This window comes from Skermanella stibiiresistens SB22 (assembly GCF_000576635.1).
Taxonomy (GTDB): Bacteria; Pseudomonadota; Alphaproteobacteria; order Azospirillales; family Azospirillaceae; genus Skermanella; species Skermanella stibiiresistens.
Genome location: NZ_AVFL01000010.1, coordinates 35,529 through 49,436, shown reverse-complemented (window position 1 = coordinate 49,436; position 13,908 = coordinate 35,529). Strand labels below are relative to the sequence as shown.

Below are 13,908 nucleotides of genomic sequence, written 5' to 3'. Positions count from 1 at the left end.
GCGTGGGCCGCGGCAACAATCCCGATCCGAGGGAAGCCGGCGCCGAGGCGGCGCGCCGGGCGGTGGCGGCGTTGGTTCCAGGAATGGCTCCCAGTTGGGCCTTGCTGTTTTGCGGCGGCAAGCACGACCCGGCGCAGGTGTTGGCGGGATTGCGAAGCGTGGTTGGGGTGATCGCGGTGGTCGGTGGTTCCGCCGCGGGTGCCATCACGGCCGCCGGCTTCGGCTATAGCGGCTTCGAGGTCGCGGTCGGCCTGTTTCCCAGCGACATCGGCGAACCCGCGATCCTGGTCGATGATGGATTGCTCGATGGGGAAGGTGCCGCCGGCCGCCGTTTGGGCGACCTTCTGGTGAACGTGGTCGACGACGGGCGCGTCGTCTTCCTGTTCTACGACAGCGTCGCCTCGACCTCGCCACCCCGCCTGCATCCGGCTAGTCCCTTGGTGGAGGGGATCTACCAGGGGCTGGGCTCCCGCAGGCCCCATCTGGTCGGCGCCGGCACCCTAACCGACATGAACCTGTCGGATGGCTACGTGTTCGACGGCACGCGTCCGCGCAAGCACACGGCGGTGGCGGTCGTGCTGCCCCCGTCGCTCCGCGCCGAGACCACCATCCTGCATGGCTGCGTGCCGGTCAGCACCTTCATGAGGATCACCGGCATCGATGGCGCCGAGGTCATGGAACTCGACGGCCGCCCGGCCCTTGACGTGTTGGAGGGCATGCTGGGCATCGAGGTCGGGGAGGATCAGACCGGCGCGCTGTCCCTTATGGTTACCCTTGGCGAGAAGCACGGTGATCCGTTTGCCGAATACGATGAGAACCGGTATGTGAATAGGCTGATCCTGCAAGCTTCTCCAGAGCGCCGTTCGATTACTTTGTTCGAGCCAGACTTCCGCTTGGGATCCGTCGTACAGATCATGTCGCGGGACAATGGTTTGATGGTGCAGAGTGTCAGGGACGGTGTGCGGTCGATGAACGAGCGGTTCGCCGGCAGGCGGCCGGTGATGGCCCTGTACATCGACTGCGCGGGCCGGGCGGGCGCCCGCAGCGGGTCGGAGATCGAGGAGGCGGAGGTGCTGCTCGATGAGATCGCCATACCAGCCCCGCTGCTGGGCTTCTACTCCGGCGTGGAGATAGCGCCGGTCGGCGACGCGCATAGCCGGTCGCTCGATTGGACCGCGGTCCTGACGATCCTGCATGGTGATCCGGCCGGTGGCGATCCCCAGGGTCGCGATCACGATCGGGGCGCTCCGGACACCGGGCCATGACGGCGGGGCGGAGCCATCCCGGCGACAAGCCCGAGCGGGACCTTCCAGCCGTCATGGAGCGGGACCGCGCCGCCCTGGAGAACGAACTCGCCTTCTATCGCCGGCAGTGCAACGACCTGGGCGCCCGCGTGCTGCGCCTCCAGGAGGACCAGAGCCGCGCCCACCGCGAGGCGCGCCGGTCCAGGACGGCGGCCCGGCTGCTGCGGACAGCCTTCGGGCTGGTCAATGTCGACGCCTCGGACGAGGCGATCGGCAACCGCATGCTGGAGATCGTGCTGGACAACCTGGTCTGCGACCGCGCCGCGATCCTGAGGCGCGATCCGCACCGCGGTCTGTTCTCCATCGTCAACCGGCTGGGCTTCGGCCGGCCGCGCTTGGCCGACGACGTGCCGCTGGCGGAACCGCCGGAATTCTTCTTCACCTCGTCGCGCGAGGCCAGCGACGGCGTCGGCGTCGTGCTGACCGAGGCGCTGGGACTGCCTTTCGTGATCTGGGCCTACGATCCGGCCTCGGGTGTCGCCTTGCTGTTCGGCAACCGGATGGAGGCCAACGTCTCGCGTCCATTCGGCGCCGACGACCGGGAGATCGTCGAGGCGGCGCTGGGCGTTTTCGCCGACATCATGCAGCGGCGCCGGGTCGAGGAGGAGCTGCGCATCGCCAAGATCGCGGCGGAGGAAGCCAATTCGATCAAGGCGGCGTTCCTCGCCAACCTCAGCCATGAGCTGCGCACGCCACTGAACGCGATCATCGGCTTCTCGGAGATCATCCGCGACGAGCTCTACGGTTCGGCGCCGCAGGAGAAGTACCGGGAATACGCGTCCGACATCCACGAGAACGGCCAGCACCTGCTCAGTCTGATCCAGGACATCCTGGACTTCTCCCGGCTGCAATCGGGCCGCGCCACCCTGCGGGAGGAGTATGTCGACCTGAACCAGGCGGCGGCGGCGGCGCTGAGCGCGGTCGCTCCGCTGGCGGGTAGCCGCGGCGTCGAACTGACGGTCGGCATCCGGAGCGGCATGCCGGCGATCCACGCCGACCCCACCCGCATCCGGCAGATCCTGATCAACCTGGTCGGCAACGCGGTGAAATTCACGCCGTCGGGCGGGAGGATCGAGATCCGGGCCAACCTGACCGAGGACGGCGGCGCGATGCTCCAGGTGATCGACACCGGCATCGGCATGGCGGCGGAGGACATACCGCGCGCGCTGGAACCCTTCTGCCAGCTGGAAAACACCTATACCCGCAGGTTCGGCGGCACCGGTCTGGGCCTGCCGCTGTGCAAGACGCTGGCGGAACGCCATGGCGGATCGCTGGAGATCGAAAGCGCTGTGGGACAGGGCACCACGGTGACCGTCAGGCTGCCGAGGCAGCGGGTCGCGGATGGGTCGGCGTCGATGTTCTATCGCGCCTGACCCCTGAGGAAGTGGCCGGGGGTGGCCCTCCTGGCGGCCTGTCCCGCTTTTCGGGCGGCCGCCGTCGCGGCGATCCCGTTATATCTTGCTGGCGGTGCTCAGCGACGCGAGGTTCTCGTCGATCGCCTCGAACAAGCCCCAGGTCTCGATATAACCCAGCGGGAAGTTGGGGCAGCCACCGTCGACATCCTTCTGGCGGGCGTGGATGTAGTCGGTCCATTTGCGGGACGCCGGGCGGCGGTGGTGGAAGTCGTGGCAGGGCGCGTCACCGACCAGCACGAACACGCGGGAGAACAGGTGGACCGTCAGCATCGACGTCCACCAGCCACCCCAGGCGAACAAGCCACCCAGGCTGGCGGCGGACTGTTCGGGCACGGGAGCGCCGGGGAAGACGCCCGCGGTGGCCAGGCAGACGAAGGTCTTGCCGCGGGCGTCGATGACTTCCTGTTCCGGGAAACGGTGTTCGCACAAGGTCCGCAGCGCCGTGCCGATCTGGAGCAGGACCGTGACCGGCAGCAGCCAGGCGATCGTCAGCTCGACCCAGGCGTCCATCAGCCACGCCAAGTGGAACACGCCGCTCCAGGCGGCCCAGCCGATCAAGTTATGTCCGGTCGAATGCGACAGCAGGCATGACGAGACGCGGGCCAGCAGGAAACGCAGGTGGAAGAACGGGGAAACGAAGCTGATCAGCACCCGCCGCCACAGCACCGATTTCGCCAATCCCGGACGGAGGCCGGCCAGATTCATCACGAACTGGGTGAATTCATCCTCGTGGGTCAGCAGCTTGTTGGGGCTGTGATGCAGCATGTGCTCGTGCTGGTAGACGTCGAAGTGCTTCATCAGCAGCAGGATCGAGATGGTCTCGCCAACCAGCCGGTTGGTTTCCCGTTTACGGAACACCGTCCCGTGGGAGCAATGGTGGAAGACCACCGCCTGAAGTTTTCCCATGCCCGATGCCGACAGGATCAGAAGGAAAGGCAAGGACGCCAGCCAGAGGCCGCCGAGCCGCAGGGTGAGTAGGCTGAGGGCCACGCCGAGGCCGAGGGCGCCGAACGCCGTCACCACATGGTAATGGGCGCTTCGCGACCGGGCTTCCTCACCAGGAGCGGGCCGCGCCGTCAGCCAAGTTAGAAATGGCTGAAGAAACGCTGGCAGCCGGCTGGACATGCCGGCTCGAACATTGGTGGGGTCATAGTCCACCTTTACTTTCGTCTTATCGGCGTCGGAAACTTGGCGGTCAAATGTAGCAATGGACATCCCATTTCTCCTTTGGGGGTGGGTCCTATTGCTACAGATAATCCGCTATAAGGTTCGATTGCTACATTTGAACTATTAAAACTGGATTTTTAAGGTTATTGTATACGTTATGTTCTTACTGTCACGTAATTGCCTAATTCGCGACCAAGAAATATTGTTATTTTATTCTGTTTTTCGACAGTCCCAATTGTTGCGTCAGCCAGCGAACGGTGGGATCGCCATACCGGTGACTCCGGCTCCAGTGATCGCGATCAGGCGGCCGGCCAGCGGATCGGGTGGGTCACCAGCGCGCTGGAGCGATGTCACATGGATGACATCCAGCGCTCGACCGCCAAACGCGATCTTGGTTGGGTTCCTGACCGGCACCTTGATGGTTCGATCGACCTTGCCCGTGGGGGTGAAGCGGACCAGTTCGCCGCCGCCGATCCCCGCCATCCAGTAGCAGCCGTCGGCGTCGCAGGCCCCGCCATCCGGTCGTCCCGCCATGTCCCTGGTGTCGACGAAGACGCGGCGGTTCGACGGCACGCCGGCGTCCAGGTCGTAGTCGAATGCCCAGATCGTCCTGACCTTCGCGTTGCTGTCGGACAGGTAGAGCGTCCGCCCGTCGGGGCTGAAGGCGAGTCCGTTGGTCGTCCAGAAGCCGTCGATCATCCGATGGCATCCGAGATCCGCGTCCAGCCGATAGAACGCCCCTTCCGGCTTCTCGGCCGGAGCTCCCATCCGCATGGTTCCACCCCAGAAACGCCCCTTGGCGTCGGTGGTGCCGTCGTTGAACCGGTTGTCCGGCTTGTCCGCCTCGGGATCCAGCAGTCGGATCAGCTCGCCGGTCGTCGGGTTGAAGTTGGCGAAGCCGTTGCGCAAGCCCAGCAGGACCCGGTTGTCGGTCCGCGTCGCGATGCAGCCGATCTCCTCCGGCATCGGCCAGCTTTCATCCTGGCCGGTGGAGGGGTCGAAGCGGTGCAGCGCGCGGCCGTCGATATCGACCCAGTACAGCTTCTGTTCGACGGCGGACCACATCGGGCTTTCGCCGAGCTTGGCCGGCTCGCTGACGACGGTCTCGATATCCATGGGGGAACTCCCGGGGGGTCAGCCGCTTGTTACGATTGAAAGCTAACGTTTATCAATAGACGATTCGGCTGACAACCCGGTATGGGCCGGGCTGGGCCGGTTTGGACCGACCTCCGGAAGGTCGGCGCGGGAAACCGCGGGACGGCGGTTGACCAGGTATATCCCGAAGCAGACAAGCGCCATCGCGGCCACCATGGTGGCGCTGATCCGCTCGTCCAGCAAGAGGCCACCCGCCAAAACCCCGAACAGGGGCGTCAGGAACGAGAAGGCGGCCAGCTTGCCCGCCGGATAGCGGCCGATCATCCAGAACCAGGCGAGGTAGGTGAGGAACGCCACCACCACGCTCTGGTAGAGCATGGACCCCACCACGGTGCCGGTCAGCGCCGTGACGCCGCTCTCGCCCAGCGCCAGCGAGATCGGCGGCAGGGTCAGCGACGAGACGCCGAGCTGATAGGACAGCACCTTGTTGGCGCTCAGACGGGCTAGGCGCGACGCCTTGATCAGCACCGTCGTGGCTCCCCAGAGGACGGCCGCCACCAGCACCATGGCGTCGCCGGCCAGTTCCCGCGAGGTCGGCAGGCTCAAGCCGTCCGCGAAGGCGGCGACCACGCCCCCGAAGGCGCACAACAGCCCGATCGCCTGGACCGGGCGCATCCGCTCGCCCGGAACGAACAGATGGGCGCCGAGCGCCACCACGAAGGGGGAGGTGTAGAGGAAGATGACGCCGCGCGACGCGGTGGTGAAGGTCATGCCGGAGTAGAGCAGCAGGAATTCCCCCGCGAACAGGCCACCGGCGGCCAGACCGAGCCACAGGGAGCCGTCGCGCTCGAACAGTCTGACGCCGCGCCACCACGACCACGCCCAGACCAGCGCCAGCGAGATGGCCGAGCGGATGCCGCCTTGCAGGGCGGGGGAGATGCCCTCGTTGGCGAGTTTGATGGCGACCTGTTGCAGACCCCAGATCAGGCACATGAGCGTCAGCAGCGCCATGGCGCCGCTGGTCAGCTCGGTCTTCCGTTCGATCGGTGCCAACTGTCTCAGTCCGCCTCGACCCGCCGGGGAACGAGCAGCACGGCGGTGAAGCGCTGCACCACCTCGTCCTTCTGGTTATGGGTCAGGGTCCGCATCCGAACCGTGCCGCGGCCGGGCCGCGTCTCCGAGGGGCGGACCTCCAGGACCTCGCTCTCGGTCCGCAGCGTGTCGCCCGGCCGGACCGGCTTCGGCCACGCCAGTTCCTCGACGCCCAGACCGACGAAGCCGCCGGAGAAGCGCCCCTCGCCATCGACGATCATCCGCATGGTCAGCGCCGCGGTGTGCCAGCCGCTGGCCGCCAGACCCGCGAACACGGTCTCCCGGGCGGCGTCGGGATCCAGATGGAACGGCTGCGGATCGAACCGACCGGCGAATTCCCGGATGTCCGCCTCGGTCACCTCCAGCGGACCGCCGGCGAAGCGGTCGCCGGCCTTGATGTCGTCCAGCATGCGCATGTGGTCGCCCACTCCCTCGCGTTTCTTATTCACACGTTTCTTATCCAGCCGCCATCAGGCGGCTTCCTCGGCCACCCTGACCGGCGGGTTCGGTGCCCGGCCGATCATCAGCGACATGCCCGCCGCCACCAGACAGGCGAGCCCCGCCAGCAGGAAGGCTTCCAGATAGCCGTCCATGGCGGTGCGCAGCACGCCGGCGCCGAACGCGGCGGTGGCGGCGCCCAATTGGTGGCCGGTGAAGATCCAGCCGAACATCATCGGCGCTTTTTCCCGTCCGAACGCGTTGGTGGCGAGGCGGACCGTCGGCGGCACGGTCGCGATCCAGTCCAGTCCGTAGAAGACGGCGAACAGCGACAGGCCGAGGAACGACAGGTCCAGCGCGAACGGCAGCCACAGCAGCGACAGGCCGCGCAGCGCGTAATACCACGCCAGCAGATAACGGTTGTTGTAGCGGTCCGACAGCCAGCCGCTCAAGGTCGTTCCGAACAGATCGAAGATGCCCATCATGGCGAGCAGTCCGGCGGCCCGGATCTCCGGGATGCCGGCGTCGATGCAGGCCGCGATCAGGTGGGTCCCGATCAACCCGTTGGTGCTGAGGCCGCAGATGAAGAAGGTGCCGAACAGCAGCCAGAAATCCTTGTGGCGCATCCCCTCCATCAGCGCGCCGATCGCGTTGGCGAACGGGTTGCCGGTGCTGGGGGTGGGGGCCGACTCGATCTCCGTCTTGCCGAACGGGGCCAGTCCGACATCGCGCGGCCGCTCGCGCATCAGGAGCAGCACCGCCGGGATGATGGCGATGGCGACGGCGCCGACCCCCATCACCGCGATCCGCCAGCCGACCTCCTGGACGACCATCGCCAGCAGTGGCAGGAACAGGAGCTGTCCGGTCGCCGTGCTGGCGGTCAGCATGCCCATCACCAAACCGCGCCGCTCGGAGAACCAGCGGTTGACCACGGTGGCGCCCAGCACCAAGGCCGTCATGCCGGTGCCCGTGCCGACCACGACACCCCACAGCAGCACCAGCTGCCAGGGCGCGGTCATCAGCGGCGTCGCCGCGATGCCGGCCGCCACCAGCACCAGCGACAGCACGATCGTGGTCCGGATGCCCAGGCGGTCCATGAACGCCGCGGCGAACGGTCCCATCAGCCCGTACAGCACGAGATTGACCGCCACCGCGAACGAGATGGTCGCGCGGCTCCAGCCGAACTCCTGCTCGACCGGGACGATCAGGATGCTCGGCATCGATCGGATGCCCGCCGCCACCAGCAGCGTCAGGAAGGTGATGCCCGCGACATACCAGCCGTAGTGGATCGGGCCACGCGCCAGCCGGGACGAGAGCCGGGAGGAAGGCCCGGATGAGGGAACAGACATCTTAACAGGCTCCGGAGAGGAAGAACTGTTGCGATGATAGAGACCCTTCTGTATCATCTGTCAATCGGTTAAAACGAATGGGCATCCATGCGCGATCCTGCGACCAAATCGGCCCGAGACCGCGTTCTCGACGCGGCGGCGGAGCTTTTCTACCGCGATGGCATCCGGGCGGTCGGCGTCGACGCCGTGATCGCCCATTCCGGCGTCGCCAAGATGAGCCTCTACCGCAACTTCGCCGGCAAGGACGAACTCGTCGCCGCATACCTGGAATACCGTGACCGGCTGTACTGGGAATGGTGGGACGGCGTCATGGCGCGTCATCCGGGCGACCCGCGCGCCCAGATCCGGGCGCTGTTCGCCGCCGTCGCCAAACGGACGACCAGCGCCAGCTATCGCGGCTGTCCCTTCATCAACACGGCGGTCGAGTTTCCCGACCCCGACCATCCCGGCCATGTCGCGGCCAAGGCGAACAAGCGCGAGCTGAGGAACCGCCTGCGCGGGCTGGCCTTGGCGGTTGGCGCCGCCGATCTCGACCTGCTGGCCGACCAACTTCACCTGTTGCTGGACGGCGCCTACACGAGCGGCCAGACCTTGGGAGCCGAAGGCGTCGGCCACGCGGCGCCCGCCGCGGCCGAGGCCCTGGTCGAGGCGGCGGTGGCGGTCCTCTCGACCAGGGCCACTTAACTATAAATCAATGAAAGCGCTGTAGTTATCCTCCCAGGCGCCTGTCCGGCGCGGGTCCGGTTTCATGGACGATGATCTCGGGGAGGGTGACGAGTTTGGATGGCTGGCCTGCTTGACCACCTGTCCAGTCTGTTTTCCCGCCGCCGTGGCGTTCCCCCCGCCGAGACGGGGCGGGAAACGGCCTCAGTCGCGGCCTCGCGCCTTGGCGTCAGCGGACGCCCTCCCATACAACAGCGGGTAGCCGAGGCGACCAACACGACGGGCGGCGGAAAGGGCGACGCCATTGGCGACCTCCGCCGCGCCATGGCCGCCGCCGATCAGCGCCAAGCCCGCACCGACGCCGATGCCTCGCTGCTGCTGTCCGTGCTGCTGTCCAAGGGTCATGGCCTCAACCGCACCCAGGCGGTCCAGTTGCACGAGGACCTGATGCGCGGCTGCCTATGCGAGGAGGACCGCAAGAAGCTGCGCGTTCTGTACAAGACCATCCATGGCCGCGAGTTCAGCTATCGGATCCCGGCCCCGGCCTTCGATTAGCGGTCTTCGATTAACCTTGAGGCTGAGACTCGAATGAGCCTGTGACAATCCAGTCGTTCGAGCGTTTCCATCGCCCATGAGCCAGATCGAGACCAAACGGGCGGAATCACCGCCCACGACCACGTCCCCGGCCACGCCAACCCCCGCGGCGCCGCAGCCTCAGCCGGTGGTGGGCGCGCCCGTGACCTGGAGCCCCTGGATCGTGAGGTCGGCGGTCCTGGGGCTGGCGTTCGTGCTGGTCATCGCCTTCTTCACCCGCTGGGACCTGTGGGTCGGGTCGAACATCCACCAATCGACCAACGACGCCTATCTCCAGTCCGACGTGACGCCGATCGCGGCGCAGGTGACCGGCGTGATCCGCTTGGTTCCGGTCGGCGATTTCCAGCGGGTCAAGGCCGGCGACGTGCTGGCCGAGATCGCCGACTTCGATTATCAGGCCAAGGTCGCGCAAGCCCAGGCCGCGCTGAACGCCGCCATCGCCGAGATCGCGTCGCTGGAAAGCCAGAAGCGCGTGCAGCGAACTCTGATCGACCAAGCCATCGCCAACGTCAAGGGCTTCGAGGCGGACGCTTGGCGCACCAGGCTGGAACAGGAGCGTCAGCTGGAGTTGGCCGACAACCGGCTGGCGGGGACGCCGCAAGCCCTTCAGCAGGCCCAGGCGGCGGCGCAGCGGGCGGACGCCGCGCTCCAGGCCAGCCACGCCCAGGTCGATCAGCAGAAGGCACTGCTCGACGGGATCGACGCCCAGCAACGGCAGGCGGAGGCGAACCGTCAGCAGCAGGAGGCCGCCCTGGCCCTGGCTCGGATCAATCTCGGCTACACCCGAATCACCGCGCCCGCCGATGGCGTGGTCGGACAGCGGCAGGTCCGCCCCGGCCAATACGTGGCGGCCGGCAGTCAGATCATCACCTTGGTGCCGCTGCCCACCGTCTGGGCAGTCGCCAATTACAAGGAAACTCAGTTGACCCGCATCCGCGTCGGCCAGCCGGCGACGGTCAAGGTCGACGCCTATCCCGACGCGGTGCTGACGGGCAGGGTCGATTCCTACTCCCCGGCCAGCGGCAGCCAATTCGCCCTGCTGCCGCCGGAGAACGCGACCGGCAACTTCACCAAGGTCGTCCAGCGCATCCCGGTCAAGATCGTCCTCGACCGGCCGAACCCGGTGGAGGACCTGTTGCGGCCGGGCATGTCGGTGGTCGTCACCATCGACACCACCGAGGCCCCCACCAACGCCTCGCCGGCGGGAGCGGTCCGGTGACGGCGCTTGGCGGTCGCCTGCTCCCCTTGCTGGGCTTCCGCCGGACGACGACGGCGCCCGCCGTTTCCCATCACCCGATCATCGGCATCCTGGGCGTCCTGCTGGGAGCCATCATCTCGACCCTTACCGCCCGCATCACCGCGTTCGGATTGGCCGACATCCGGGGCGCCATCCACGCCGGCTTCGACGAGGGGGCGTGGATCACCACCTCGTACACGGTGGCCCAGATGCTGGTGGCACCGGCCTCGGCCTTCCTGGGCGCGGTGTTCGGCCCGCGCCGCGTGCTCCTGATCTCGTCGGCGACCTACGGCCTGGCGGCGCTGGCCCTGCCGCTGACGGGAAACCTGTCCGGCGTGCTGGCCTGCCAAGTGCTGGCCGGGCTGTCATCGGGCACCTTCATTCCGCTGACCATCGGCTTCATCGTCCGCAACCTGCCGCCGCGATACGTGGTCTACGGCATCGCCATCTACGCCATGAACGTGGAGCTGTCGCTGAACGTGTCGGCGTCGGTGGAAGGCTGGGTCATCGACCATCTCGGCTGGCACTGGCTGTTCTGGGACACGGCCCTGCTGGCGCCCCTGATGTGGCTCTGCGTCTATCACGGCATGCCGCGCGAGCCGACCAACCGCGACCTGCTGAGGGGGGCGGACTGGTGGGGGATCGCCTATGCCAGCATCGGCTTCGCGCTGATCTACGCCGCCCTCGACCAGGGCAACCGCCTGGACTGGCTGAACTCCGGGTTGATCACCGGGATGCTGCTGGCTGGCGGCGTGCTGATCGTCGCCTTCGTCATCCAGGAACTGACCTGTCCCAACCCCTGGATCACGCTGAGCGTCATCTTCCGGGGCAACATACCGCTTCTGTGCCTGCTGCTGATCCTGCTGCGGCTGGTCATGCTGTCGACCGCCTTCCTCATCCCGCAATACCTGATCACCGTCCACAACTATCGCGCATTGGACGTTGGCGACACCTTGCTGCTGATCGCGGTGCCGCAGTTCCTGCTGGCTCCCCTGGTCGGCACCCTGCTGCGCCACGTCGACGCCCGGGTCATGATGGCGATCGGGTTCGCGGCCGTGGGCTTGGCCTGCCTGATGGCGTCGCGCCTGACGGCGGACTGGATCAGCTCCGATTTCCTGCCGTCGCAGATGCTCCAGGCCTTCGGCCAGTCCTTCGCGATGACCTCGCTTATCTTCTTCAACATCAAGAACCTGGCTCCCGCCCATATCCTGACGCTGGGGGCCGTGTTGCAGACCTCCCGCCTGCTGGGTGGCGAGATCGGCGCCGCCTTCATGCAGACCTTCGTCCGCGTCCGCGAGCAGTTCCACTCCTTCTCGCTCGGCATGAACGTCCAGGGAGCGGACCCCGACACCATCCACCGCCTGGCCGGCTACACCGCCCGCGTCGCCTCCCGCTCGGTCGGAAACCCCGAGGCGTCGGAGCGGGCGCTGTCCCTGCTGGGCTCGCTGGTCCGCGGCCAAGCCTATGTGCTGGCCTATATCGACGGCTTCCTGGTGATCGGCTGGGTCATCATCGGCGGGCTGGTCCTGGTGGCGCTGCTGAAGCCGGCGCCGCCGCCATGATTGTGGATGCGACCCGCCGTCGAGCGGAACGGCTCAGCCGCCTCACGGATCCTTTCGGGGGCCAGCATCGTGCCCACCATCGCCAGACTCCCCGGTTGTGGCGTCCTCCGCCTCAACAGGTGAAACGACGTGCGGTTTCGCCGACAGCGATTCGGCCAGGAATCGGATGGCGTCCTCGCTTGCGTCCAGGAATTCGATGTGGACGACGCCGGTCTCGTGATCGATCCGGTGGATGAGCCCCTGGATCACCATCACCGCGAGGGTCTTCTCGCTGTGGATGCCCAAGGCCACGTTGTCGCCGTCGTTCAGATCCTCCGCCGGCTCGCGCAGGCGGACACCCGCTCCCTTGACCGACCAGTCGATCACCTGGGCCGGGTGGCGGCCTAGGAGGAGGGGATAATGGTCGCCGGGAAACCTTTGGTACCTGCGTCGTTCAGTGTGGTCTTCGCTCATGGTCCTCTCCGTCACCGCTCCCACGGTTGGCTTGTCATGGATTCGGTCGTCATCATTGGCCGGCATCCCGGTCGGGCAAGCGTAAGTCGATCGCTCCCCGGAAGTCGGCGTTCTTGAAGTCGGCCTCCCGCAGGTCGGCCATGGTCATCACCGCGTCGGTCAGGTCGGCTTTCTGGAGTTGGGCCTTCCGCAGGTTGATCTGCGTCAGGTCGCTGTCGTTCAGGCGGGCGCCTGTAAGGTCGGCGTTGACGGCGGTGACCCTGACCATGCGCGCCTTGATGAAGTTGGTCGACCAACCCTGGCCGCCCCTCAATTCCATCGGACAGGCCACCGCGTTTGTCAAGTTGGCGTCGTTCAGGGTCGCCCGTTCCAGGCAGGCGCCCCGCAGGTCGGCGCCGGTCAGGTTGGCGCCGCGCAGATCGGCCATCGACAGGTCGGCCATGGCGAGCACCGTGCCGGACAGGTTGGCACCCTTCAGCACGGCCTGACGCAGCACCGCCGCCGACAGGTTCAGGTTGGACAGGTCGAGATCGCGCAGGTCCAGCGCCGACAACTGGCCCCGCTTGCCCTTGCGGCCATTGCTGAGGATCCATTCCCGGTGCTGGCGCAGCGTTTCGCCGACCACACCCTGGACATCATCCAGCTGCCGGACCATGTCGGTGCCCGACAAGTTGGCGAGCGACAGGTCGACCTCGTCCAGCAGCGCTCCCAGCAGGCTGGCGTTGGACAGGTTGCTGTCGCGCAGCACCGCGCGCGTCAGGATGGCGCCGTCCAGCTTGGCGCCCGACAGGTTCGCCCCGGACAGGTCGGCACCCTCCAGATCGGCTCCGGTCAGGTCCGACCCGCTGAGGTCGGCGCGGACGAACACCGCGTTCTTCAGGTTGGTGTCGCGCAGGTCGGCCTGGATGATGAAGGCGTTGGACAGCTTGGCCGACTGGAACACCGCGCGCGTCATCGTCGCCTGCGAGATGTCGGCGAAGCTGTCGCCCGCCTTCATCGGCGCCAGCTCGCCGTTCTTGCTCCGCACCAGATAGCCGTCGCGCAGGTCGGATTCGATCAGGATCGCCCGCACCATGATGGCGCCCCGGAAGACCGCGCCGCGCAGGTCCGCCTGCGTCAGGTTGACGCGGGCGAGGTTGGCGTTCTGGAGGTCGGCGCCGAATAGGCAGGCGCCCTGGAGGTCGGCACCCTGGAGGTCGGCTCCCGTCAGCCGGGCTCCGGTCAGGTCGGCGCCCATCAGCTTGCGGCCGGCCAGATTGACGTGGGACAGGTCGAGGAGCTTCAGCGCCGCCCGGGCTCCACCGCGTTGTCCCGCGAGATAGCGCTGGTGCATGTCCAGCAGGCGGTCAAGTTCCCCGGCCGGGATCTTCCGGTAGTCGAAATCCAGGCTGTCACTTCTCGATGGACTGACCATGCTGGCGATGACACTTTCCGGCGCGCTGATACGGCGATCGAACACATTTCCCTATGTTTTCTAACAATGTCCCGCATTCATTAAGAACCGCTTTATGGAATTTTAAGGCGGGTGGTAGGGGGCCG

The 13,908-nt window shown here is 66.7% G+C and carries 13 protein-coding genes; 6 read left to right on the top strand and 7 right to left on the bottom strand.

Annotation, left to right across the window (positions count from 1 at the left end; translation table 11 throughout):
* Positions 1-2: 2 nt before the first annotated feature.
* Together N825_RS14975 and N825_RS36535 are read left to right on the top strand one after the other, a co-directional pair.
* Complete coding sequence (locus N825_RS14975; protein WP_245613133.1) at positions 3-1,265, top strand: FIST signal transduction protein; 1,263 nt, start codon at positions 3-5, stop codon at positions 1,263-1,265.
* A complete protein-coding gene (locus N825_RS36535) occupies positions 1,262-2,677 on the top strand; it encodes a sensor histidine kinase (RefSeq protein WP_051512396.1) in 1,416 nt (471 codons plus the stop codon). Before N825_RS14975 ends, N825_RS36535 begins: the two co-directional genes overlap by 4 nt.
* Positions 2,678-2,755: 78 nt before the next feature.
* On the opposite strand, the gene N825_RS14965 is transcribed toward N825_RS36535, so the two are convergent.
* The 5 genes from N825_RS14965 to N825_RS14945 all read right to left on the bottom strand — a co-directional run bounded on the left by N825_RS14965 (position 2,756) and on the right by N825_RS14945 (position 7,860).
* Entirely contained in the window at positions 2,756-3,877 is a 1,122-nt protein-coding gene (locus N825_RS14965; protein ID WP_198038337.1) for a fatty acid desaturase, read from the bottom strand.
* A gap of 252 nt (positions 3,878-4,129) precedes the next feature.
* Positions 4,130-5,002, bottom strand: a complete 873-nt coding sequence (locus N825_RS14960) for an SMP-30/gluconolactonase/LRE family protein (protein ID WP_037453274.1) — start codon at positions 5,000-5,002, stop codon at positions 4,130-4,132.
* Between the two features lie 42 nt (positions 5,003-5,044).
* Positions 5,045-6,034, bottom strand: a complete 990-nt coding sequence (locus N825_RS14955) for a DMT family transporter (RefSeq protein WP_063833813.1) — start codon at positions 6,032-6,034, stop codon at positions 5,045-5,047.
* A 5-nt stretch (positions 6,035-6,039) separates the two neighbouring features.
* Entirely contained in the window at positions 6,040-6,522 is a 483-nt protein-coding gene (locus tag N825_RS14950) for a MaoC family dehydratase (RefSeq protein ID WP_245613124.1), read from the bottom strand.
* A gap of 21 nt (positions 6,523-6,543) precedes the next feature.
* Positions 6,544-7,860, bottom strand: coding sequence for an MFS transporter (locus N825_RS14945; protein WP_051512395.1), 1,317 nt, complete (start codon positions 7,858-7,860; stop codon positions 6,544-6,546).
* A gap of 87 nt (positions 7,861-7,947) precedes the next feature.
* Between N825_RS14945 and N825_RS14940 the strand changes: the two genes are divergently transcribed.
* From N825_RS14940 to N825_RS14925, 4 genes are all read left to right on the top strand, one after another.
* Positions 7,948-8,544, top strand: a complete 597-nt coding sequence (locus tag N825_RS14940; protein ID WP_037453268.1) for a TetR/AcrR family transcriptional regulator — start codon at positions 7,948-7,950, stop codon at positions 8,542-8,544.
* 99 nt (positions 8,545-8,643) lie between these two features.
* Positions 8,644-9,078: a hypothetical protein gene (locus N825_RS14935; protein WP_037453265.1), complete on the top strand. Its 435-nt coding sequence runs from the start codon at positions 8,644-8,646 to the stop codon at positions 9,076-9,078.
* Positions 9,079-9,280: 202 nt separating this feature from the next.
* On the top strand, positions 9,281-10,336 hold the full coding sequence (locus N825_RS14930) for an HlyD family secretion protein (protein WP_245613123.1): 1,056 nt from the start codon (positions 9,281-9,283) through the stop codon (positions 10,334-10,336).
* Complete coding sequence (locus N825_RS14925) at positions 10,333-11,916, top strand: MFS transporter (RefSeq protein WP_157619239.1); 1,584 nt, start codon at positions 10,333-10,335, stop codon at positions 11,914-11,916. The genes N825_RS14930 and N825_RS14925 overlap by 4 nt, the downstream gene beginning before the upstream one ends.
* Positions 11,917-11,958: 42 nt before the next feature.
* Here the strand turns inward: N825_RS14925 and N825_RS14920 are convergent, their stop codons facing one another.
* Together N825_RS14920 and N825_RS14915 are read right to left on the bottom strand one after the other, a co-directional pair.
* Complete coding sequence (locus N825_RS14920; protein ID WP_198038336.1) at positions 11,959-12,369, bottom strand: PilZ domain-containing protein; 411 nt, start codon at positions 12,367-12,369, stop codon at positions 11,959-11,961.
* Between the two features lie 52 nt (positions 12,370-12,421).
* A complete protein-coding gene (locus N825_RS14915) occupies positions 12,422-13,828 on the bottom strand; it encodes a pentapeptide repeat-containing protein (protein ID WP_051512394.1) in 1,407 nt (468 codons plus the stop codon).
* Positions 13,829-13,908: the final 80 nt, after the last annotated feature.